Origin of the sequence: Niabella insulisoli, assembly GCF_039652435.2 — a bacterium.
GTDB lineage: Bacteria > Bacteroidota > Bacteroidia > Chitinophagales > Chitinophagaceae > Niabella > Niabella insulamsoli.
In genome coordinates this window covers 370,632-392,400 of record NZ_CP190246.1, presented here as the reverse complement: position 1 = coordinate 392,400, position 21,769 = coordinate 370,632, and the positions used below count along the sequence as shown (strand labels likewise).

Below are 21,769 nucleotides of genomic sequence, written 5' to 3'. Positions count from 1 at the left end.
GTAGTTTATACGGAATAGCTTTTCAGCTTACCGCCTAATGTTTTTTCATGGTTGATAGCATCCGATTTACCGCTATCTAAAAACACCTGACCGTCACTAGTAATATGAAACACCTCGTTTTCGGGGTATGCCTCTTTATAGGCCGAAAGCTTACCAAGTAGCTTCTCGCTCAATTGATCTTCGGGCGGCGTGTCGCCTTCAGGTGTGTTCGCACCCTGATCGCCGTCATTGTCATCCTGGCTTTCGGTTGTGCCCGGTTCACCAGTTGGGCTTTCAGGCGGTGTGCCGCCTTCAGGTAGCTTATTATCAATTCGCAGATTTACCTGCTCGTCATAGCTGTCGATTCCCTCTTCTTTTATGTCAGGAGGCAATACAGGCGCGGGATTTGCTTTATTTTTTGAGGTTGATTTTGACATTTTTAAGCTGTTTTTGGGGTAATTAAATGCGGTTTAAACAGTTAGTAAACGGGTAGTTTGTGGGGTTGTATTATTAGCGGAATGGGAGAGGCTGATAAAAACACAGCCTCGTTCCCGGTGTAGTTTTGGCCAATAATCACCCCTTTGATTATTGTAGAATAGCTCCGCTAAATTTTCCGCGCAACGTAGTTGCTAAAGCTCTTTTCTGGAAACCGAAGATGTCGCCACGCGCTTCTGGGTCTCTCAACCGCTGAAACATTTCCGCGCTACCGTCGGCCCGCATTACTTCGCTGCCAACAAATGCGAAGCTTGAGTATTTATGTGTACCCGCTTCATAAGCGGCACCATAAGCAGCCTTTACGCCGGTGGCTCCGATGTAGATGGGATTTTTTGAATACCTCCACATTTTGAAATCATACATTGATTCGCCGGGTTTGGCTACAATAAATTTGTAAAGCTCTTTATCTTCTTTGCTCAATTTGGCAAGGTGATTTGGAGAAAGAACGAGATTCAGGTCATCAATTACATCAGAATTGAGAAAATCTCTTTGCAAGTCAATGATTGCATCGATAATACTGTCATTGGCACCTAAGTTTACAACAAAGTTGGAGTTTGCGCCACTTGCCTGCGCTGGAGCGTACATATATGCAGCGTCCATACCCAGTTTTTTAGCCAAAGCTTTCTTATGCTTATTGGCATACAAGGCCCGCTGACCATACGCTAACTCGATTGCTACAGCATTTCGAACAACGCTATTCGTAGTGTCATAGGTTTTCAGCGTCACTTCCTTTGGCGTATCTGATGCGTCAGTCATGGCAATAGGATAAACATCATTGTCGACCAACACTGTAGGGTCAACGCCAGCTTCCGCTAAGTTTATTTTGTCATTATCAACAAGCGAGCTCATATCGGTAGCCGCATTTAAAAAGCTTGCTTGCGGGTATGGATCTTCCATAACCAGCGGCAACCAAACTTCCTGTGCCAACCCCTCAAAAAAGGTCACGCCGCGCGTATCCATATAGTTGAGCGCTACACCGCCGGCGTTAACGACTACAGCGCCAATAAACGGGTTAATACCCAATAAGGCCGCAAATACGAAGCCCATTACGCAGTTGAACATGATGTTCAAAAAAAGTTTTGTGTTTGTTTTTTTCACGATGAGAGATTTTAAAAGTTAGTTTTGGTTGTACTGGTTTAATATGGGCTTCCGCCCGAAAATCGTTTGGAAGCCCGGTAGCTGTGGTTTATTCCTTAATTAAGATTTACCGGCGTAGCGAACTCCTTTTGCGTAGTCCCTTGCGAGTTTGGCGTATTTTTCCGGCTCTTCAGTTCTAATGCGTGATAGCTCAACCTTGTCATGTCTGCTCAGGTAATCATAGCTATCCTTTCCCGCTTCCGCATCTTCCTGCGTAACTTTACCGAGCTTAATAAGTTCCGAAACTTTCACATCCTTTTGAGTCGCGGCGGGTGGAGTGGCAGCTTCAGTCGCGATTGTAGCCGGCTTAGCACTTTCTGCAAATTCCAGGGCTTGTTTCACGTTAGTTTGTGAAAGCGTGACAAAAATGGCTTTAGATTTTTCGTCCAAACCTTCGCCCGCCTTGTCCAAAAGTTCCTTTGTAAGGGTTGCAGCAGCTTCGTTTTTGCCTTTGTTGGCATCGATAGCTGATAATATTTGTGCTTCAGTAGCATCTTTTGAAAGGCCCAATGAGAGCGCAATTTTTTCCATATCTATAGTTGGTTTTAGTTGCGGAATAATGTCATTAATGTTTGCTGCGCTAAGGGTGATCGGTTGGCCGTCACTTTTAAGACAAAGCGCGTTTCTGTTAATAGGCAATGCTGTTGGCGAAATCTCAAAAAGAATCGATTTAGAAAGCGTAGGTCTACGTTGTCCATTCTTTAATTGGGTCGGTTCTTCATCCCAGGACACGGGATCAGCACCAATGGAAGCGCCCTTCATATCACCGTTTTCGATCTTTCTAATGACATCCCTTTCGCGGTCGTTAGCACCGTCAATGACTAGGGTCGCCATCAACACAGAACCCTCCTTTCTTATATTTTCCCAATGGCCGATAGGTAGTTCCCAATAGCGGTGATCAATATAAGCAGGGCAATTATTAACTGCGGCACTTAAATCAATACCGTCGGTGCGAACCCAAAAGCCTTCAGAATTGATATCTTCTGTGCTTACGATATAATCTTTTTTAAACGCCATTCAGTTAAATTTTGGTGGTCGCTTTACCAGCGATTCAGATTACAAAGCTCCGACGTTTTTTGAGGCGTAAAAAATCGTAAATCCTTTATGGTAGCGGATTTAGACCATGATGGTCATAATTTTCGACCATAATGAAACGAAGATTTCAGTAGGGGCGTAAGTTGTAAGAACTTTGCCCTAAACCAAAACAGCAAATGGGCAAAAAGAAGGAAAAAGAATATCAGGACGCTTATGAGTTGTACTGCAATACCAACTTACAGAAAGGCGAAATCTGTAAAGTAGTTGGCGTTTCACCGCAACAATTGGGTAAATGGATTAAGGATAACGATTGGGACTTAGACAAAAGCGCCAATGAAACATCGGTGCCTAAGCTCATCCGGGAATACTACCGTAACCTTTCCCTAATAAACAAAGCCGCGGCAGAAGATAAGCGGCCTTTGGATAGCTCCGAAACTGACCAGGTGATCAAAATAACGAATGCTATTAACTCGCTACGCAAAAAATACAATCTCTCGAACTACCATGCAATTTTAAAGGAGTTTGCCGAATGGCTTATGAAGGCCAATCTTGATCATGCTAAAATATTAGCACCTGATATGTTTGAGTTTTTACAGGAAAAATCAAAGGAGATACGCAATGATTCATAGTCCGGGAGATAAAAAACTGATTGTCGATTTTCAGGAATTGGTCGAAACGATCAAATCCAGCACGCCAATTGACCGCTTCGAAAGCGCCGGTGATCGCCGTAAGCGCGTCAATCATCTTTTAAAACCGGGCAATTATCAGTATTTCGTTGAATATTATTTTCCTGATTATGCGTATGCCCCGATGGGTTGGTTTCATAAACAAATTCCAGAGTATGCTTACAACAACCCTAATACTATTTACTTAGAGCAATGGTCGCGCGGCTTTGCTAAGTCAACAAGTTTTGGGCTATTCCTTCCAATGTATATAAAAGCTAAAGGCGATTTAAACGGCGTCGCCCTGGGTAGCTTAAATAATAAATTGGCTTGCGAACGCCTGGCTGATCTACAAGCCAATTTAATGGGCAATCAGCGATATATTAATGACTTCGGTGAGCAGTTTAGTTTTGGCAATTGGGAAGATGGTGCCTTTAAAACCAAAGATGACTGCGGTTTCTATGCTTACGGGAAAGAGCAAACACCGCGTGGTACCCGCTTTAAATGGAAGCGGCCTAATCTCGGGCTTATCGATGATTTAAATATGGCCCGCCAACTTAAGAATGACTCCATCGCTAAAGAGGATAAACGCTGGGTGATGGAAGAACTAAAACCTGCACTATGGACGCGCAAGTGGTGGCTGTTTGTCTTACAAAACAGGTTCCACGAAAACACCGTCACCAATCTAATAGAGGAAGACGAGGAAATTAAAAAAGTCGTTCACCTTGTAAACATTAAAGACGAAAACGATCAATCCAACTGGCCCGAAAATGAAGACTTTACTAATGAGCGCGTTGCAGAGTTGGAAGCTACCGAGGCGGGCGGATTTATCCGGGAACGCATGAACACTCCGTTTGAAGAGGGTGCAGATTTTAAGCTCGAATGGATGCAAAATTGGGTTGAGCCGCTACCATTAAATGAGTACGACAGTCAAATTATCCACTACTTAGACCCTTCATATAAGAGTACCGAAAAGTCAGATTTTAAGTTTTGGGTACTGCTTGGTAAAAAAGGGCTGCACTATGACATCCTACAGGCGTGGGGTCAAAAGACTACGGCAAAGAATATGTGGGAGGAAGCCTTTAGGGTGGACGCTGATAATGGCGACTACTCGATCATTCAGCATTGCATGGAGGCCAGTTTCATACAGGAGGAAGTTCATAAAAAAGAACTGGAATTAGTTGAAGATGAGCAGGGGCGAGCGCTGCGCATCCTGTTTGACCGGCGAGATAAAGGCGACAAACACGCCCGTATCATGACAATGCAGTCGCTCTTTCAACGCGGATACATCCGGTTTAATGTCCATCAAAAAACAAACATCGGCATGAAGTTACTGCGTTCGCAACTATTGGGATTTGAAAAAGGTGAACGCCTAAATGATGACGGGCCTGATGCACTGGAAGGTGCGATATGGATGGCCGACCGCAACACAAAACGACGATCTGCCAAAACCCGCTCCGGGAAGATGAACAAAAAAAACAACCGCGCGATTTAATTATTTCAAACTAAAACTAACAATAATGGCAATTTTTTTAAGTGCTGGACACCATCATAACGACCCGGGAGCCGTAAGCAATGGCAGAAAGGAAAATCAGGAAACAGTTAAACTGCGTGATGCCATCCTGAATTTCATAAAACCGGAATACAAAGTATTTACCGACAGCGACGATGAAACGCTTTCGCAATATCTGAACCGCATCAAACCCGGATCAGGCTCGGTGGTTATGGAACTGCATTTTGATGCATCCGGCACTGGTAAAGCTTCAGGCACCACCGCTCTTCATAAAGATAATGCAGGCGTTATGTCGGTAAAATTCTGCAAGAGCCTTACCGAAGCGGTAGCGCGGGTACTGCGCATCAACAATCGTGGCGCAAAAAGTGAAAAGGATAGTCACCGCGGACGCCTGGCGTTTGTGCATGAGCCGGGCATAAACGGGCTTCTTGAAATCTGTTTTATAGATAGCAAAGAGGATATGGCCCGCTATGATGCCAATTTTTTACTACTAGCCAAAAACATAGCTGCCGTTCTAATGACCTATGACGATTTAATAAGATGACAACTAATTTTTTAAATCTTTTAACTGCCATAGTGGCTATAATATATATAGTCGCTATGCTCACAACCATACTACTGTAGCCCATGTACTTAAAAAAAAGTGATTATCAGATCAGAATTCGCATCAACCTGTTGGACTTGATACTCGAAAACATTGCCGTAAACAGCGAGAATAATCCCACTGCGGATGAAATTTTGGCTGCTGCGGACAAAATAGCATGTGACACCATCGCAACGAAGGCGGGCGTGCTGTATAATGTAGAGCCGGAATTTGAAAAGGTAGGCGACGCCCGAAACGGTTACCTGCTGGCATTGGGTTTATCTATTGGCCTTTACGAACTCTACCAGCGCACTGACGATTACGAAGTACCGGAAAAGGTTATTAAGAATTATAACGACGCCTTTAAAAGCCTGGATGAGATTTCGCGCGGCAAAGAACCGCTAAACCTGCCACCCAAAGAGCAGGAAGGCGATTCAAATCAACCCGGTGAAGAAGACGCCGAAACTTCGGGGTTTGGCCTTCGCCGAATTGGATCAGCACCAAAACGCAGCCACAGAATCTAATCACTTTCAAATAATCGCTATTTAAACGCATTTAAACGGTCAAAAATCATGGCATTTTCATTATTCGGGTATTCTATCGGAAAAAACAAAACAGGGCAAATTTTAAGCCCTAAAGGCGAAAGGAGCAAAAAGCGGGCAAGTGAAGTAATAAAGAAACAGTATCGCCGCGAAGTAAGCTTTCAAATTGCTGATATTCGGCTAGCGCGGCAATTGGCCCAAAACCCTGATCAACCCAGCCGTCGTAAACTGATAGAGATTTTCAAATACATATTGGAGGACTTGCGGCTAAAGGGCCAAATCCGGGACGCCGTTATGAAAGTAACCGGTGAACCGTGGATGATCTACGATAAGAACGAAAACCCGGTAGACGACCTGTCTGATAAGATGCGTAAGCGCTGGCTTGCCCAAACCATTAAGCATATTGCACTGTGCGAATTCTGGGGTTTTCAGGTACTTGAGTATGATTTTATCGACCCTAAAGAGTGCAATATGGGGGTAGTAAAACTTATTCCATGCGAACATATTTCGATTGAAAGGGCGTGGGTATTAATAGACGGGGAGGTTAATGGTAGCTACATCGATTACAACGGTATCAGCAATGATCTTGATTTAGTAGAGTTCTACGACACCAGGGAGGATTTAGGTTTACTTGCCAATATCGCCTACAATACCATTTGGAAATATTACAGCCGCTCGGATTGGAGCCGGGCAAGTGAAAAGTTTGGCATGCCGCTTACATCAATCGAAGCCGACACCAATAATGATGATGAGCTGGATCGACTGGAAAGGCAGGCAGCAAACCTCGGTACCGATGGATACGTGGTAACCCAAAAGGGTGATACCGTAAATATTGTGGAGCGCAAAGGCCAGCGGATGCATGATATCTATTGGGATAATGTCAAACTGTGCAATGAAGAAAATGAGATCGGCATTAACGGGCAGGTCGGTACGTCTTCAGAAAAATCCTTTGTTGGCGCTGCCGAAGTGCAGGAAAGAAAGTTTGAGGATATCACCTTAGCCCGCTTAAACTTCGTCGCCAATGAGATCAACGACAAGCTATTCCCCTACCTACGGGCTAAGGGCTTTCCAATTCCCGAAGGATATAAGTTCGATTACCCGGTATTGATTGCCGAACGTAAAAATAAGCTCGCAAAAAGCAAGGCAATGGAAAATTTCGATCCGGCTAAACCGGCGGCTGACAGCGGGCCGGAAGCTACCGAAAGCGGGAAAGATGATCAGGACAATAAACAGGCCGACGCCGATAAGAAGAAAACCAAAGGCTAATGTGTACTTACGAATCAACTTATTTCTACTCTGATCGCAGACGTGTTCAGCTGTCAACAAAAATGAATGTTCCCGGCCTGATCAATAAGGCGCTGGATGAGCTATTCAATAAAAGCAAAATTAAGAGACGCACCGACCGGCAATTATTTGAGCGTACCAGGGAGCCTTTGAAAGAAGCGGTAAACGAGGGGTTGAGCATGAAAGTAGAATTCGGCACCCCGAATTACGAGTTCCTCAAACAATTGCAGTACAACGTTTCAACTTTCGCCGCTTTTAAGAACCATGCCCAAATAAAAGAAATGGCGGCATTGCTGGTGGATGATAATGGAAACCGGCGGTCAAAGCAAGAATTTAGAAAAAAGGCCCTTGAGATTGACGACAAGTATAATGTGCGGTATTTAGATGTAGAGTACGACGCTGCTGTTCGTCAGGCTCGTAGCGCCGCTCAATGGCAAAAGGCTTTGACTACAAAGCACTTATTTCCTAATATCAAGTACCTGCCTTCTGTGTCTGCCAATAAAAGAGAGCAGCACGAACGCTATTACAATATTGTCCGGCCAATGGATGATCCTTTTTGGAATATCAACCTGCCGATAAAGGAATGGGGCTGCAAATGCGGTTGGAAAGTTACCGACGAGGAGGTGACAGATATTCCTGATGATCTTCCGGCCCCCACAAAAGATTTCGCTTTCAATCCGGGGAAAACCGGTCAAATCTTCCAAATTGATAGCACCGAATATGCAAAGGCAGTTCCGAACGCTACCAAAGAGCAGCTGATAAAGCATGCAAAGAAGATCGTCGATTATGAAATGGCAGCTGATCTACCCTACATAAATGTTTATAGCAGCAAGGCGGGTACCCAGGTATTGGCGCACCCTCTAGCGTTTGACAATAATGATTTTCAGGCGGCAATTAACAACGCTCGCAAAGTGGCCAATTCAAAAACCGTAGTGGTAGGCAAAATGGAGATATTGCCAACGTTAAACGCCAGCAGCCCGGAACAAAATATATTACGCAACAAACTTTTAAACGGCGTCAAAGGGGAACATAATCCCGATTACAGGATTGATAAAGTGTATTACGATTTAAAAGAGCCGGTCGAAAATAAGGCATCTAAAAATACAATCAGGAACCTTATCAGCGACGCACACAGTCAGGCCGATGGCATTGTACTGGTTATCGAAAAAGAGAATTATATCAGCCAAAGCGATTTGTACAGGCAGATATATTTAAAGTACATGCATGAGGCGTATGACGGCTTTTATATGAAAATCTACTTCAAAGGCGAATGGTTAGAATTTACCCGCAAAAGCTTTTTGAAGATGTACAGAAAATAAAAACCCCGACCGAAGTCGGGGTATGAAGTGCGGATCAGTGCCGAAACAATGAACCATACCTTTTTTATAACAAGTTGTAATTGGCTGATTGCCTTACAAAAATACAAAATTTTTAGTTATGAAGAAAAATCGTCATTCCCAGAAAAAGAAATTCCGTCAACGTCGTTCAAATTACGTTTCATTAAGTTTGAAAGGTATTGCTGGTAAACTTCGTGTTTCTCAAGCTCCGTCTGCCGATGCTCGTTCCGAAGCTTTATCAACGATTCTCGAAAGTTTTGATAACCTTCCGAATTAGACCGCTTCTCCATAAATCCATCGATTATGGACAACAATGCGTCAACGTCACCCCTTAAGGCAATAATTTCCTTAATAAGTTCGGGTATAAACTTCTCCAATTCAATTTTCACACTGTAAAGATCATCGCTGTTTTCTTCCATAAATCAAATATAATCAAATGAGTAGTCAAAACATCAAAGGGGCTGCGGAAATGGAAGCTGCGTTGTTAAAAGCAATTGATTACATCAAAAATGATGTACCTATTGTAATTGGACAACTTGCAGTTGACCATTTTAAAGAGGCTTTCCGTAAAGGTGGTTTAGCAAACACAAAATGGGAAAGCAGAAAAACGCCGCGTGCGGGCAGCACCAACGCACAAGGGGTTTTGGTTTTGTCAGGAGACCTTATGGAAAGTATAGATTACAGAATACAGGGTTCCACTATTATTATTTATAGCGACCTTCTGTATGCTGAAATCCATAACGAGGGTGGAGAAATTACCGTTTCTGTGAAAATGAAAAAGTTCTTTTGGGCAAAGCATTATGAAATGAAGGATGCCGGTAATTTAGATTTGGCAGAATTGTATAAGCGCTGCGCCCTGGCTAAAAAGATCGTAATTCCAAAGCGTCAGTTTATTGGGCCTGATCCTGAACTGGATCAACAGGTTGTCGATAAAATCACTAAAGACTTAGACAATATTTTTAACTCATAGATTATGTTTACCTATCCGATTTATAAAGCAATTAAACAACATTTAAATACTATTGCTCCGGGCTTTTTTTTCACCGGTCAGTACGCAAAGGGTAAGACAAATACAGTGTACCGGGTGCCGGCTCTGTATATTGAAATGCCTAAAAATGCAGCATCTACCTTTTGGGGGCGCGGAATCCGTGTTATTAAAAATGCAGTTATAAAGGTGCATTATATTAGCAATGCTCCATTCCATCAGCATGAAAATGCCGTTCAGGACAGCGCTTTAGTTGCGCACCACAACGCTCTCATTGAAATCAATAATTTGATGCAGGGATTTGTCGTAAGGAATGAGCATGGCAGATTGCTTACTCAAAAGTTTACACCCGTGGGAAGTAGTGAATTAAATTTTGTGGAAGGTCATGTGTTTTCCGTACTATCTTACCGGACGGAACTTTACAATTATTCGATGTGGGAAGGAAAGCCGGCGCCGGAAAGTGAAGGCCCGGAAACAGTAAGGATAAACATTCGCTAAAACATGGCCATTTGATTTGCGGGAGCTTCAACCGTGGCCGGTTCTTTTAAAATGCGCTGGATTCTCAAAGGGGTTAGATACATATCATTGGCCACCGCTTCAATTACAAATACAAGCTGCCACTTTGGATTTTTCTTTCGATAGTGCCTGAATAGCTCATGCACTTTCGCATTACGACGCTGTAAAAGTTGTTTGTTTCGAGCCATTAATTAATACGGGGAATGGGTTTGGTTGCTGACGCAATTTAGCAAAATTACTAAAAAGCCCGCTAATTATTTTAGCGGGCTTCAAATTTCATGAGGAAAAAACGCTTATTTACTGGCATTGACTGATACATCAGCAATGTACATGCTATCTTTTGTAACTTTTAAGTTGATGGCATATTTAAAAGCCTCTTTAACACCAAATGCATTTTTACCAGTGCCTGAGCCTTCAATAAATACGGTGCCAGTTTCCGCGTCTACAATGCGACCTCGTTGCAAAGTGGGTGTCTCATCAAGGGAGTAATTAACATCGTTGGGATAATTCAAATGCTTCGCAATGGCATCTTTTAAATTGGTGATAGAAATACCGCCGTCATTGTTTTCGATGCGGTATTGAATCCAAGCTTCTTTTTGTTCGTAGCTCATTTTTTCCCAAGCTACATTTTCGGTTTCCTTAATTTGTGGGTTGTCATCACCGCGCATGCACTTTATTACAATAAACAATACGGCTACGATAAACAGTGCAATAAACCACTTAGGCGCTTTTTTTCTTTCTTTGGGTGTACTCATTTTAAAATTTAGTTTATGGGGTTTAAAAATATCAAAACTTTGCTAAAAACTTCTTATACATTGCATTAAACTGTGTCACAAGATGCACCAACTCTTTATACGTATGGTCATTCAGCTTCTTTTTAAAGCCTCCATATTTCAGACACCAATGTTCGATACGCTCCATATCAGCTTTACCTTCCGCAGTTTCCCAACGCATTTTGTGTGCTTTCGCAATGATTTTGCGGCGCATTTGCTGGCATTGTGCCGCTTCGGTTGGTTGGGCTTTCAGATAGTTTATCAAATTAGCCGCCTCCATCGTAGTTAGTTCTTTACTGGAACTTGTGCGACGACTGCTGTAGCTGAAAACTAATTCAGCCTTCATGTGCATTAGCCCTGTTTGGGTCAACAGGCTGTGGAGCATTTTATTTTGTAGGGGGTTGATTAACATAGCTTACTTTTTAAAGGCGTGGCCGCAATCTGTGCATTCATAATATTCATAGTGGCTGTCATGGCCCTGATACAAATAATTATGGTCGCACACCTCCTGTAAGGCCTGAATTGCGGTATTAAGTTTATTAATGCGTTCCTGGAGCATAGCTTTTTCGGCTTCCATTTTTTTTACCTGTTCATTCATGGCTTAATATTTAAGATTTGTCCAATGAATCAATGTGAAGGGCTTTGGTTTTGTCGGCTCCAGTAATGGGTCAAAATATTGGCAAAATGCATCCAAGCTATCAAAACCGTCGTTAAGCGCAAGCTCTTCAGCTTCCTTATAATCCAATATCTTATCATCAATTTTAAAAAATACACCCCAGTCATTAACATTGTCGTTTTTGTCTAGCCCCATTGGCTCTTTAAGCATATAAAACCGCTGAGTGCTTCTACAAGGTACAATCGGCGCAAACCGAGACATGTCTTTTTTGCGGCTATTGATAAAAAAATCGATGTTCACACCCGGCCTCCAGCGATCGCTTCCGGCTTCACGTATTGTATGAATTTTGGGATACTTCAACAAGGGAGAGTCGTCAGGGATGGAATCCCAGGCCTTGCCAAATTTTACCCGATGATCTTTGATGAATTTCAAATGCAGCTCCTCTAAGTCATCCGACGGTAGCACTTCATGAAAAAACAGGCCCTCCCATATTTTTTCGACGAAGTGAGTGGGTTGGCCGGCTAGTTGGTTCATGTGTTTGGGCCATGTAGTATTAAAAGGTAAAATCATTATTTTTGGTTTTCGTTTCTTAAAAAAACAACCCTTGTATTTGCATTTATGGGCTGCGGAAATTTCTCTTTGTCTGTTTTTGCAAAGTGTCGATAAGTCCGATAGATCGTAACCTTAATCTCGCTTTCCACTTTGGTCAGAACCGTTTTGTTTTTATCATTCGCTTTATAAAACCGGTCTCCCAGTTGTAATTTATCTACAGTTGTAATCGTATTTCGTTCCATAACTAACGGGGATTTTAAACCCCGACCGAAGCCGGGGCTGTTAAATAATTAGTGTTTTACTTGATCCCAATCCGTTAAATAATGCCTGTTGACGGGGCTTAAGAAGCTGTCGGGATATAATTTGTTATACCAATCGCTGTTCCTTTGGCAGTACCGCAGGTACTTTTTGGTATTGTAAAAGGCTATCACGCGGTCATTTTGTGATAGCTTATCCCAGTGCTTTAAAGCCCGTTCCTTGTTCCGTGGCATACCAAAAAGGTCATACCACATTTCAAACGTGATGTTTATTTTGATTGGGATGATCGACGCTTTCGCGTATTTATTAAAGTGGCTTAACCCTTCAACGGTAATAGGTATATGCTTTTTGTAGCTTTCGCGAAGTTCGTCGCTGATTTGACACTCTTCGAAGTTTATATACAACAACCGGTCGTTGGAATCGTACAGCACATTAATGCTGCCGGTGAAGGTGTCTTTTTGGATTATGTACTTTTTCATTCCTGATGTATTGCTTTTTGTTAACCTCATTTGGTAACCGGTACACCGTTACCAGGGAGTTTGATTTGAAAATGAAAAGATTGTCGCCGTATATCCTGAAATCATTACCGGGATGGTCATCTGAACGTCGCTGTAGGTACTTTAGTAATTCGCCCCTTGTGTCTCTTTTTTGCGCACCATAACAGTAAGCCAGGGCGCAAAGCTTTTTAAGGGAATTTGCATTCAGGTTCAGCCGCTCTTTTGCCCTTTTATAGGCGTGATCTGTTATTCCTATCATATTCGTTTTCCAGTTTAAATACAGTGATCAAAAAAGTCAGACTCAGTCAGGTATCCACGCTGATCAATAACTGAAATGACCGCCTCCAAAAGCGCGACACGGGCTGTCTCCTGATGAACCACGCAAAAGCCATCGCCGCTTTGATGAATAACAGCAAATGGAAACGATATATCATCTGCCAGTTTCTGTTCAGCATCGTTCACAACTTTATCAAAAACACGCTTCGCGTTATCCAACCTGGTTAATACTCCTTTTCCTTTCATACTGCTTTCATTTGCACCGATTCCGTTTCAGGTTCCGGTTGGTTATCGAATAGCTCCGGGGATTGAGCGGCTGGCTTTGTTGGTTCCTTCTTTTTCTTTGGCTCTTTACCCTGTCGTTTCAGCCAATTAATATGTCCCTGTTCATAAAATACATACGGCTCATTGCCGCCAAAACGAGAACGGGGATGTGCTTCAAAGCCTTTGACCAATACCATTATATCAACATCGTATTCAATGGCCTTTGCTGCGCCGCCTTTGGGGTCATCACCTTCCGCGTGGCAAATTATTATAAACCTTTTGCGGGGAAAAGTATTGCGAAGGAACTGCCATTGCTCATAAGACATCTTGATATATTGCAGGCTGTCAATAAAGACCGTTGGTGCGCTCTTCTTTTTTTTCAATCGGGCCACCATAGCGTCAAACGGTTCTTTGTGTACTATATGAACCATATTAGATACTTCATTCAGTTTTTGCCGCCGCCAGGCATCTTGCAAGCTTTTGCTAAATCCTTGCTCGAAGCTGTTATAAAGAACCTTTCCAAATTTGGTCATGTACTTAGCCAACATAGTACAGTATTCGGTTTTCCCGTTTTTAGGCTTACCATACATTAAAGCTGAAAAGTTAGATTCGGGGTTGCCAAACGCCTTGTGCCAATGATCATCAAATGAAAGCTCCTGAAATTTTTTACCTAAAAACTCATTTGCATTAAGTGCCCTTGCCATTAGATACCTCCTTTTTTAGATTAAACAGAATAAACGCGACTAGCATTGATATACCCGCAATCAGGTAAACCCAAAAAGGTATTAGTAGTATATACCAGGGCCAATGAATAGAGCCAACTGCACGTAAAACAAAGAACATGGCTTGTGTTGCAACTATTGCGAACGAGCTTAAAAAAACAATTAGTCTCATAGCAGGCTGGTTTAAAGGGTTGAGAAATTTAGATTTATGTTGCGATAGCTGCCGTCAGCTTGCCGAACCCACACCATCATGTAGCGCTTACTACTGGTCACCGTCTGCGCGTTTCGCATTAAAGAACATGCCCGCTGGAAAGCTTTGTGTTTGATTTTCTCCTCATACTTAAGTATTTGGTTGACCTTTCCAATATCGATCATGCCTTTTGTATTGCTAAAAGCTGACTGAACCAACCCCCTGATAAGCTCGTTGGCCTCAGTTAAGTTTTGGCTTAAGTAAGCGTCGAACTGTTCGCGGGCTTCGTTCATCATGGCTTCATCCCATTTAACTAAGTCGCTTAATCTCGCTTCAATTTTGATGCTCTTATCGAAATTGTACCAGGTGTAAGCGCCTTTTATCTTTCGATCTTTGCCATAGTTGATTTTATAATCAGCAAGCATTTGGTTAAACACTTTCTGAAAATCCGCATTGATTTTCGCGTGAAAATCTGATAGCTGTTTTTCAATTTTCAAAGCGTCCCTCAGCAAGGATGCGGCCAACGGCTCTTTCATTTTATCGGTGGCCGGTATAAACTTAAACGGCACTTTATTGCCTTCTGCGTCAACCCATGTTTTGTTTTTGGATGACTGAATTAAAACGTTATTCATTGTTGATAGGTGGTTTTTAGTGGCCCGCTGGTAACGGGCCGGTGATTAAATAATTTGTTATGCGGAGCGCTTGAGTATGATCAACTCGATCACTTCGTTGGATAGAACGACTTTGATTGACTTTTCAGGGCCTGCCATCAACATAGGAATACCTTCAGGTACCAGCATGCCGTTTATAAGTCCGACAGCGCTTTCGTAATTGTCAACGACGGCGTTGTTTTCAGGCAGTACCCGCATTTGTGCATTTTTAGGGTAACGCACAACCAAAAATTGCTTTTTCATTTGTAGAATAGTTTAAACAGTTGATAAATGGCCACAAGTGCGATGGCGATGCGTATGAGGCCTTCTGAAAAGCTCCATTCGCGCAGTTCGACACTTTGTCGCCTGTTTTTTCTTTTATTCATTGTTGGGGATTTACTGTGGTTCAGGCAGCGCCAATCGCTTTGGGTCAATGGTCGGTAGTTTATTTGCGTTGTGAAAGTGTATCTGATCGCAAATGTCTCCAAGCCATTTTCCTGTATCGTCCTTTCTTTCGGCACCGGCAAAGGCTGCACGAAAAGCAAAACCCTCCCACGTTTTTAGCTTCACACTGTATTTGCTTTTTATGATGATGGTATCTTTTATCAGCCTTACACACAGCTCGTCTAAAATGGCCTTAATGGCGCAATACATATCGTCATATTCCTGGGCGATCTCCTGGCTATAGTGGGCTATAGCCTTTTGAATTACTTCCCGGAATAGCATCATTTCGCGGTGATTAAATTTTAAAGTCATACACTAATGGTTGATTGCATAAAATAGGGGCCTGTAGAAACAAGCCCCGCTCGATTGCTTGCCTATGAAAATATTGTTAATGTGATGTTACAGGGGAAGCTTCAAATACTTCTCTCATATCTAAAAAGTCCTGATACATAAACTGTGTACTGGGTTGTAACAGGTTAAATACGCATTGATGAAGCATCCTGTATTGAGAAAACCTGAAATCTTCCGGCGATTCGTACACCTTTGTAAGAAAGAACCGATCATCCCGATCCAGCCAATGCATGCGCCACCATTTTCTAAAAGCGGCATTATGCAAAACGGAGTCATGATCAATTTTTCCTTTAAAGAATCTGCGCAGCCAGGTATCAGCTGTTTCCGTTATCAAATGGCCTAATTCCTCTTCATCCATTTGCGTAGCGAATAGCACCTGTTTCAGGTTATAGGTATATTGCTGATTGAGTTTGATTGTAGGGGTATTCATATCAAATGTTTTAAGTGTTAACTAACTGACTTTTCCGTTTAAGCTTTAGTATTTGGGTTCTCAATGCCCGGTGGCTACCATTAGACTTCAATAAAAGCTGCTGGATGTCTATACCTATTGGTGCGTTGGCTTGTATTATCGCAATGGCTTCATCCTTCCAAAATTCCAGGCGTTCATCATCAACTACCGGCGTTACCCGGTTGTATTTGCTGCCGTACCGGCTTATTATTTCTGTGAAGCCAACTTTCTTGCTTTCCTTGCCGCGATTCAGCTTCTTTTTGAGGCCATCAGCGCCCAACATATACCATGCGCAGCAGTACTCGCTACCATTCCAAAGGGCCTTTAGTTCCAAAAACGCGCTGTACTCAAGGTCACCGGCTTCGTCGAGCGCAACAAACGGCTTATGAATTACTTTGAGATAATAAACCAGGTCGCTAAAAACGTCTACATATTTACCTGTATGCTCCAGGCCGAAGCCTTGTGCAATGGCCCTGATAAGCTTTTGTTTGCTCTTATGCAAAGAGCAGTCAATGTAAACGCTGTTTTTTGTGGTTTTACAGAAGTACTTCGCCGCTTCGGTTTTTCCCACTTCTGCGGCATCACAATAAATACTGCTGATGCTTTCAGCCTTGCAGATCGTCATTTGGCTGGTGATGTACTCGAACACTCCCGTTCGGGCGGGTAGCCATTCCGGTTCATCGCCCAATTGAACGCCTAGGCGCCGGGCAATAGTGATCCACTTTTTATCAGATAGCAGCCTTTCGGTTTCGTTATTTTTTAGCCGGGCATAAACGCCTTTGTTAATGTCAAACGATAGCGCATACTGCGCGTCGCTACCATCGAAGTTTTGCCGTTGCTGAAGTAAGACACTGGCAATTTTCTTTCTTACCTCTTCATTAATAGTCATAATTTTGAAATTGGTTTTTATGGCCCCGGTGCTATCCGGGGCCGGTGATTAATTCCCCGCTAGGAACGGGTATTTTTCAGGGGCGGCACTGGTAATGCCGCCCTATTGTTTATACATTAAGATTGACTTTATGATCGCTATAGTAATCTTCACCGTCAAAATCAATATGAACGCCTTTATCAATATCAATTTTGTGTTCACTTAATCCAATTCGGTCTAATTCTGTGTTAATGAGTTTCTGCATGCAGTCATTTTCAAATAATATTCCGATTGCGTTTGCAACAATATGATTCGGACATTCTATTGTAACTAAATAGGCCATAATTTTTATGTTTTAGGGGTTATAAAAAGAAGCCGGGACGGGATTCGAACCCGCACTAATGGGGACTCGGCCTAAAATACTTTTGCCCACAGTGCTACCGTTACACTACCCGGCTAATGCGCTATTTCCAATATGTCAAAGAACTTGCGATGATGTATCGCTATAAGTCATCTTCAGCCATTTGACTGAAACTCTTTTTTACTTTTGATGGTGCCGGCTGTTCAACTTCTGCGAACGACGGCAACTCTTTTTTTGCTGGCAGCTCATCAACTGTGAGCGTTTCCATTTTAATCACTTCCACTTTTGCCAGTTCCGAAACCCTTTGTCTTACCATGGCGTCGAATCCACTACGGTACCCAAACTGCTCATGCATGATCCGCTTGTCCTCGTCGGTCTGCTCAAATTGGCTTTCGTTATACCTTTCGCCTTTCATAGCAGTGCATTTATATTCGCCATCCTGATACAGATACACTTCCGGTATTTGGCCGTCTTTATCGCGCAGGTAGTAAGCCGTAACGCTATGGCTGTTAAAATCCATTATGCTTTCAGCGGATGGTAACCAGTAGCTACCATACTGAACCTGCAAAACCTTGTTGTTTCTTATGGTTGTTGTGACTTTTTCGCCTATATATTGCGCCATTAAGTGGCGGTTTAACCTTGCTAAATGGGGGTTTTGGTTCTCTATAAACACCTCCCAACGGGTCATACCTGGGTACCTATCTGTATCGTGGTGCAGATCATTGTTCCATTTTGCCATGTAACGGCGCTCAACTTCCACGATATCTTCAAACTCCCGGGTCGCTGTTACATTCTCATTCATGCGATTCGCCTCATCCTTTGCCCATGGTCTACCACGGAAGCCCTTTTCTTTTTTCTTTGTGTATTTCAGATGACGGAACGTGTGTTCTGCTCTCTTTTCCCTCGGATTAGCAGCCCTACACAGGCGCACAAAAGGAAACATATTGCCCGCTTTTAAAAGGCCGTCATCGATCATTAAAGGCTCGGTTAAATGGCGTTCAAATTCCAGTTCGCCGGGTATGCCGCAATCGTTTGTTACCAACAGCCTGAACATATCTTTAAGGCTGGCAATAAGTAGTTCGGTGTTTTTATCCCGGCTGAAAGCTGATCCGATAATACATTTACTAGCTACATCCATCACCACATAACCGCTAAGTCGCTTACCATTCGGCATTTTAAACGGTGGATCGTAGTCATCCATCGTAAGTTTACTAAGGCTATACAGCGGCGCAAATCGCTCGTTATATGGCGAATGTTTGTTGCTGTAATCCAAAGCATTTAGGCGCATTTTGTCCACTACAGCCATGTTCACCGGTTTTGTAAGTATGCGCCAAATAGTCGTATCGCTCATTTCTCCATAGCACCGGTAATATTCAGGGTCGAATGCCTCTTTTTTTCGGGTGTCCATTATAATCACCTCACCACGCAAAAAGGCCAAATAGTCATTGTAGGCTTCCAGCTTATAAGGCCGGTGACGTTGTACAAAAAGGCTCATGATCAGCCATTCAAATTCATCGTCGACCTTACGGTTATTCGTAGTATTGTATTTGCGGCCATCGATCAACGTTGCCGGATCAAAGGCGCTTTTTACAAAGTCATTGTATCGTGGTTTAAGCCGGCGCTCGCTGGTCGGAAGTGTATTGGGGTACTGATGTTGCACATCTTTTACAATCTCACAGGCTTTTTGCCAAAATGCCCCAATACTTATATGTAGCATTTCCTTCAGCTGCTTTTTATTACTAAGCAGCTTGTAGAAAGCCTTTAGTATGGCGGCATCATTGGTGTACTTCATTTTATCTTCGTATTCCAACCCTACACCATCGTAGTTTTCAAAGAACTGTCTAACATTTTCGTCTATTTGAATCAAATCCCTGATAGGCTGTTTTGCTGCGTACTCGTAAGGATCACCAAATCGGTCTTTTACAAGTTGCTTATACGCTGGGGGGAGACTTTCATACTTAATTAAAACAGAGTTACCGTTGCCGCCTCGTCCCAAAACGCTTATTTTATTTCTATTCTGTAGCGATTTATACGTGTTTTGAGGCACTAATCCGTTTGGCTTTATAAACTCGCAAGCTTCCAAATACAGTATGTTGTCAATTATCTTCAATTGTTGCCTTGTGTTGGTTCCCGCTCACGGCTCGAACGTGATGTGCATGCCTTCCGGGAAATGCTTAAGTTTGTGGTCTCAATCAAAAACTATAAGCAATGACTAGTGATGAATTAAAAAGAGATTTTATAAATTGGGTGGAAAGTCTTTCCAATGAGTCTTTCCCCTCTCATCCTTTGTTAAATGCCGGATTAGAAGAAGAATCTGAATTATTCTTAAACTCCACAATCGACGGCGTTTCGTTTATTGATCTGTATCCGGAGCCGGAGCGGTATCGAGTGTTGTTTGAACAATGGGCCAGGACTTGTTTAAGGCTTCTAAAATTGCCGGAACAAGGGCCTCATGTAACGATAAACTTTCGAGGTGCTTTTTTAGGTCTTCCCCCTGAAGAGGTGAAAGAACAACTATTGTTACTTCACCAATTAAGCGGTCAATGTTTAAGTGAATCGGACTTGACATAGTTCTATTTATTTGTTTTGTGAACAATTTTCTTTACGTCTGTTATTGCTTGCTCCACCTTTTCATCCAACAATACGTCCGCAAGCTCTATTCTTGTGGCTAGTTCGCTAGTGCCCTTTAAGCGTTTGGTGTCCAATACTTGCCCCACAGTTACTGGTGCGCACCCGACTACTTCGGCTATCCATTTACGCGGCACTCGCTTATTTTTAGGACTTTTATTTTTCACTTTGCTTTTTTTGCTTAACATTTGCACAATTATTTGATACAAAATAATAGACTATATTTTAAATAATCAAATTTATTTTAAACTTTTTTCTAAATTTTGGATAAGGCTATAAACAGAATTATGGATGAAATAGCAAAGCGAGGGTTAAAGCCTTCGGTTGTTGAAAGGGAGCTATCCTTATCCAATGGGTATTTAGCAACAATGAAAAAAAGGAATGGGAGTTTAACCGAGGAAGTCCTTTTAAAATTCTCGAAGTATTTAAACTTTAGTCTAAGTTATTTAATTAAGGGGGTTGAGGATGCCGCCTCCAACGAAATTGACAAGGCACCAAAACGGAAAGGTGAAAATTCACAGATTATTGAGGCCCTGAATGGTCAAATTGACACACTCAAGAATTCGTTAAATGATAAACAAAGAATAATTGATCTACTTAGCGAAAAGCAGTCTTCCAAGGAAAAAAAGCCGGTTTTCCGGGGGTAGTTTTTATACCTCCATGGCACCTGAACACGGTGTTTTGCCACTTCACCCTAGTCATTTCACATATCATATTCAACAACTAATTGCACACCCAACTGCACACCCAACTGCACACCCAACTTTCTTTGATTACGCATTTTTGATTTATTCAGACGATGTTGTGTAAAAAAATTATTTGGTAATTGATCTTTCTGTGAATTTAGAGTAGGAGCGCATCACAGCGGAATTAAACCATGTTTTTGTTACCTTTAAACGGCATTTAAAGCAAAAGGCCCGTATAGGGCCTAAATTTCAACTATATGCGCGTAAATTTCAACTATATGGACAGAATGACTGCAAGCGTAAAAAAGGCTAAATACGCCTCAAACCCACGTCGTGCGCGGTTTTCGCGCAATATATACTCATACTATTTTTAGGACAGTTCTTTTGTACCCCCATACTTGTAAAAAAATATTTTTCCTTTACAGCGGATCCGGAGAAAGCTGACTTTGCGCTGGTTTTCATTTCCAGCCCACAAAGCAGGGACGGAGGCTACAGCCGCGCCGACAGGGAAAGTGGCGGCAACGGTTATGTGCCGGTATCGCTAAAATATAGCACGTATACGGCGACAGAGGCGAGAGGACAAAGCCTCGCAGCCGGCGATCCGGTTATTGATCCTGAAATAAAAAACCGAAGCTATAACAATAAGACCACCACGGCATACAATACCATGGATTTGCAAACTTTGCTGGATACCAGGGCAATGATGGGCAGCAAACCGGTAGTTGTTTCGGTAACCGCTTCGGGCCCGATGATCTTTAGAGAGTTCGAAAAACAATCCGACGGCATATTACTAAATTTCGGCGTGTCCCTGCAAGCCGTGTTGGACATCGTGTCGGGAAAATCTGAGCCTTCCGGCTTATTACCAGTGCAAATGCCGGCAAATATGCGAACCGTGGAATTACAAAAAGAAGATGTTCCCTTCGATATGGAATGTTATAAAGACATGGACGAGCATTTCTATGATTTTGGATTTGGCCTCAACTGGAGCGGGCCAATAAGGGATCGTCGCACGAAACAGTATCACCAAAGTGCCGCTCCTTCCAGATAGTGGGTATGCGGGTTGCATTTCCCTGGCTCGATTTGTAACATTACGAACCGGGCGAGGGAACCTCAATTC

The 21,769-nt window shown here is 42.7% G+C and carries 35 protein-coding genes and 1 tRNA gene; 12 read left to right on the top strand and 24 right to left on the bottom strand.

The genetic code is table 11. The annotated features are described in order from the left end of the window. Positions 1-5: 5 nt before the first annotated feature. The 3 genes from ABDK00_RS01630 to ABDK00_RS01620 form a co-directional block, all read right to left on the bottom strand. Positions 6-416, bottom strand: a complete 411-nt coding sequence (locus tag ABDK00_RS01630; protein WP_346237762.1) for a hypothetical protein — start codon at positions 414-416, stop codon at positions 6-8. A 148-nt stretch (positions 417-564) separates the two neighbouring features. Next, positions 565-1,572 carry a hypothetical protein gene (locus ABDK00_RS01625; protein ID WP_346237761.1) on the bottom strand — a complete coding sequence of 336 codons (1,008 nt, stop codon included), beginning with the start codon at positions 1,570-1,572 and terminating at the stop codon, positions 565-567. A 99-nt stretch (positions 1,573-1,671) separates the two neighbouring features. Next, complete coding sequence (locus tag ABDK00_RS01620) at positions 1,672-2,628, bottom strand: HK97 family phage prohead protease (protein WP_346237760.1); 957 nt, start codon at positions 2,626-2,628, stop codon at positions 1,672-1,674. A 194-nt stretch (positions 2,629-2,822) separates the two neighbouring features. On the opposite strand from ABDK00_RS01620, the gene ABDK00_RS01615 reads away from it, so the two are divergent. The 9 genes from ABDK00_RS01615 to ABDK00_RS01575 all read left to right on the top strand — a co-directional run bounded on the left by ABDK00_RS01615 (position 2,823) and on the right by ABDK00_RS01575 (position 10,050). Then, the gene (locus ABDK00_RS01615; RefSeq protein ID WP_346237759.1) at positions 2,823-3,275 is read left to right on the top strand and encodes a hypothetical protein; all 453 of its coding nucleotides are present in this window, start codon (positions 2,823-2,825) and stop codon (positions 3,273-3,275) included. Further along, positions 3,265-4,803, top strand: a complete 1,539-nt coding sequence (locus tag ABDK00_RS01610) for a hypothetical protein (protein WP_346237758.1) — start codon at positions 3,265-3,267, stop codon at positions 4,801-4,803. Before ABDK00_RS01615 ends, ABDK00_RS01610 begins: the two co-directional genes overlap by 11 nt. 25 nt (positions 4,804-4,828) lie before the next feature. Then, positions 4,829-5,365, top strand: coding sequence for an N-acetylmuramoyl-L-alanine amidase (locus ABDK00_RS01605; protein WP_346237757.1), 537 nt, complete (start codon positions 4,829-4,831; stop codon positions 5,363-5,365). An 83-nt stretch (positions 5,366-5,448) separates the two neighbouring features. Next, positions 5,449-5,928: a phage protein Gp36 family protein gene (locus ABDK00_RS01600; protein WP_346237756.1), complete on the top strand. Its 480-nt coding sequence runs from the start codon at positions 5,449-5,451 to the stop codon at positions 5,926-5,928. Between the two features lie 48 nt (positions 5,929-5,976). Beyond that, entirely contained in the window at positions 5,977-7,212 is a 1,236-nt protein-coding gene (locus ABDK00_RS01595; protein WP_346237755.1) for a phage portal protein family protein, read from the top strand. Then, the gene (locus ABDK00_RS01590) at positions 7,212-8,549 is read left to right on the top strand and encodes a hypothetical protein (protein ID WP_346237754.1); all 1,338 of its coding nucleotides are present in this window, start codon (positions 7,212-7,214) and stop codon (positions 8,547-8,549) included. The genes ABDK00_RS01595 and ABDK00_RS01590 overlap by 1 nt, the downstream gene beginning before the upstream one ends. A gap of 118 nt (positions 8,550-8,667) precedes the next feature. After that, a complete protein-coding gene (locus tag ABDK00_RS01585) occupies positions 8,668-8,844 on the top strand; it encodes a hypothetical protein (protein WP_346237753.1) in 177 nt (58 codons plus the stop codon). A 159-nt stretch (positions 8,845-9,003) separates the two neighbouring features. After that, positions 9,004-9,537, top strand: coding sequence for a phage virion morphogenesis protein (locus ABDK00_RS01580; protein ID WP_346237752.1), 534 nt, complete (start codon positions 9,004-9,006; stop codon positions 9,535-9,537). 3 nt (positions 9,538-9,540) lie between these two features. Beyond that, the gene (locus ABDK00_RS01575) at positions 9,541-10,050 is read left to right on the top strand and encodes a hypothetical protein (RefSeq protein ID WP_346237751.1); all 510 of its coding nucleotides are present in this window, start codon (positions 9,541-9,543) and stop codon (positions 10,048-10,050) included. Here the strand turns inward: ABDK00_RS01575 and ABDK00_RS01570 are convergent. The 20 genes from ABDK00_RS01570 to ABDK00_RS01475 all read right to left on the bottom strand — a co-directional run bounded on the left by ABDK00_RS01570 (position 10,047) and on the right by ABDK00_RS01475 (position 19,448). Continuing rightward, the gene (locus tag ABDK00_RS01570) at positions 10,047-10,256 is read right to left on the bottom strand and encodes a hypothetical protein (RefSeq protein ID WP_346237750.1); all 210 of its coding nucleotides are present in this window, start codon (positions 10,254-10,256) and stop codon (positions 10,047-10,049) included. The two genes, ABDK00_RS01575 and ABDK00_RS01570, sit on opposite strands and share 4 nt — an antisense overlap. 105 nt (positions 10,257-10,361) lie before the next feature. Continuing rightward, entirely contained in the window at positions 10,362-10,823 is a 462-nt protein-coding gene (locus ABDK00_RS01565) for a hypothetical protein (RefSeq protein ID WP_346237749.1), read from the bottom strand. 31 nt (positions 10,824-10,854) lie between these two features. After that, positions 10,855-11,253 carry a hypothetical protein gene (locus tag ABDK00_RS01560; protein ID WP_346237748.1) on the bottom strand — a complete coding sequence of 133 codons (399 nt, stop codon included), beginning with the start codon at positions 11,251-11,253 and terminating at the stop codon, positions 10,855-10,857. A gap of 3 nt (positions 11,254-11,256) precedes the next feature. Then, complete coding sequence (locus ABDK00_RS01555) at positions 11,257-11,439, bottom strand: hypothetical protein (RefSeq protein WP_346237747.1); 183 nt, start codon at positions 11,437-11,439, stop codon at positions 11,257-11,259. 3 nt (positions 11,440-11,442) lie between these two features. Further along, positions 11,443-11,991 (bottom strand): hypothetical protein, encoded by a 549-nt coding sequence (locus ABDK00_RS01550; protein ID WP_346237746.1) that lies wholly within the window; start codon positions 11,989-11,991, stop codon positions 11,443-11,445. A gap of 35 nt (positions 11,992-12,026) precedes the next feature. Then, a complete protein-coding gene (locus tag ABDK00_RS01545) occupies positions 12,027-12,251 on the bottom strand; it encodes a hypothetical protein (RefSeq protein ID WP_346237745.1) in 225 nt (74 codons plus the stop codon). Positions 12,252-12,299: 48 nt separating this feature from the next. Beyond that, positions 12,300-12,746, bottom strand: a complete 447-nt coding sequence (locus ABDK00_RS01540) for a hypothetical protein (RefSeq protein ID WP_346237744.1) — start codon at positions 12,744-12,746, stop codon at positions 12,300-12,302. Beyond that, on the bottom strand, positions 12,700-13,023 hold the full coding sequence (locus tag ABDK00_RS01535; protein WP_346237743.1) for a hypothetical protein: 324 nt from the start codon (positions 13,021-13,023) through the stop codon (positions 12,700-12,702). The genes ABDK00_RS01540 and ABDK00_RS01535 overlap by 47 nt, the downstream gene beginning before the upstream one ends. Before the next feature lie 14 nt (positions 13,024-13,037). Next, positions 13,038-13,286, bottom strand: a complete 249-nt coding sequence (locus tag ABDK00_RS01530; protein WP_346237742.1) for a hypothetical protein — start codon at positions 13,284-13,286, stop codon at positions 13,038-13,040. Beyond that, entirely contained in the window at positions 13,283-14,008 is a 726-nt protein-coding gene (locus ABDK00_RS01525) for a hypothetical protein (RefSeq protein ID WP_346237741.1), read from the bottom strand. The genes ABDK00_RS01530 and ABDK00_RS01525 overlap by 4 nt, the downstream gene beginning before the upstream one ends. Then, positions 13,992-14,198, bottom strand: a complete 207-nt coding sequence (locus tag ABDK00_RS01520) for a hypothetical protein (RefSeq protein ID WP_425474788.1) — start codon at positions 14,196-14,198, stop codon at positions 13,992-13,994. The genes ABDK00_RS01525 and ABDK00_RS01520 overlap by 17 nt, the downstream gene beginning before the upstream one ends. A gap of 11 nt (positions 14,199-14,209) precedes the next feature. Continuing rightward, the gene (locus tag ABDK00_RS01515; protein ID WP_346237740.1) at positions 14,210-14,848 is read right to left on the bottom strand and encodes a DUF3164 family protein; all 639 of its coding nucleotides are present in this window, start codon (positions 14,846-14,848) and stop codon (positions 14,210-14,212) included. A gap of 57 nt (positions 14,849-14,905) precedes the next feature. Continuing rightward, positions 14,906-15,130 carry a hypothetical protein gene (locus ABDK00_RS01510; RefSeq protein ID WP_346237739.1) on the bottom strand — a complete coding sequence of 75 codons (225 nt, stop codon included), beginning with the start codon at positions 15,128-15,130 and terminating at the stop codon, positions 14,906-14,908. Beyond that, positions 15,127-15,252, bottom strand: coding sequence for a hypothetical protein (locus ABDK00_RS01505; RefSeq protein WP_346237738.1), 126 nt, complete (start codon positions 15,250-15,252; stop codon positions 15,127-15,129). Before ABDK00_RS01505 ends, ABDK00_RS01510 begins: the two co-directional genes overlap by 4 nt. 10 nt (positions 15,253-15,262) lie before the next feature. Further along, positions 15,263-15,622 (bottom strand): hypothetical protein, encoded by a 360-nt coding sequence (locus ABDK00_RS01500; RefSeq protein ID WP_346237737.1) that lies wholly within the window; start codon positions 15,620-15,622, stop codon positions 15,263-15,265. Positions 15,623-15,698: 76 nt separating this feature from the next. Beyond that, positions 15,699-16,091: a hypothetical protein gene (locus tag ABDK00_RS01495; protein ID WP_346237736.1), complete on the bottom strand. Its 393-nt coding sequence runs from the start codon at positions 16,089-16,091 to the stop codon at positions 15,699-15,701. A 10-nt stretch (positions 16,092-16,101) separates the two neighbouring features. Beyond that, positions 16,102-16,998 (bottom strand): AAA family ATPase, encoded by an 897-nt coding sequence (locus ABDK00_RS01490; RefSeq protein WP_346237735.1) that lies wholly within the window; start codon positions 16,996-16,998, stop codon positions 16,102-16,104. A 109-nt stretch (positions 16,999-17,107) separates the two neighbouring features. Next, positions 17,108-17,320: a hypothetical protein gene (locus ABDK00_RS01485; RefSeq protein WP_346237734.1), complete on the bottom strand. Its 213-nt coding sequence runs from the start codon at positions 17,318-17,320 to the stop codon at positions 17,108-17,110. Positions 17,321-17,349: 29 nt separating this feature from the next. Continuing rightward, a tRNA-Phe gene (locus tag ABDK00_RS01480) sits at positions 17,350-17,435 on the bottom strand. 45 nt (positions 17,436-17,480) lie between these two features. Then, positions 17,481-19,448 (bottom strand): hypothetical protein, encoded by a 1,968-nt coding sequence (locus ABDK00_RS01475; protein ID WP_346237733.1) that lies wholly within the window; start codon positions 19,446-19,448, stop codon positions 17,481-17,483. 98 nt (positions 19,449-19,546) lie between these two features. On the opposite strand from ABDK00_RS01475, the gene ABDK00_RS01470 reads away from it, so the two are divergent. After that, entirely contained in the window at positions 19,547-19,909 is a 363-nt protein-coding gene (locus ABDK00_RS01470; protein ID WP_346237732.1) for a hypothetical protein, read from the top strand. Between the two features lie 2 nt (positions 19,910-19,911). On the opposite strand, the gene ABDK00_RS01465 is transcribed toward ABDK00_RS01470, so the two are convergent. Next, a complete protein-coding gene (locus tag ABDK00_RS01465; protein WP_346237731.1) occupies positions 19,912-20,175 on the bottom strand; it encodes a hypothetical protein in 264 nt (87 codons plus the stop codon). 78 nt (positions 20,176-20,253) lie between these two features. Here ABDK00_RS01465 and ABDK00_RS01460 point away from each other — a divergent pair, with 78 nt between their 5' ends. Both ABDK00_RS01460 and ABDK00_RS01455 read left to right on the top strand, forming a co-directional pair. Then, the gene (locus ABDK00_RS01460; protein ID WP_346237730.1) at positions 20,254-20,613 is read left to right on the top strand and encodes a hypothetical protein; all 360 of its coding nucleotides are present in this window, start codon (positions 20,254-20,256) and stop codon (positions 20,611-20,613) included. A 352-nt stretch (positions 20,614-20,965) separates the two neighbouring features. Continuing rightward, a complete protein-coding gene (locus ABDK00_RS01455) occupies positions 20,966-21,700 on the top strand; it encodes a glycoside hydrolase family 3 C-terminal domain-containing protein (protein ID WP_346238301.1) in 735 nt (244 codons plus the stop codon). Positions 21,701-21,769 lie beyond the last annotated feature (69 nt).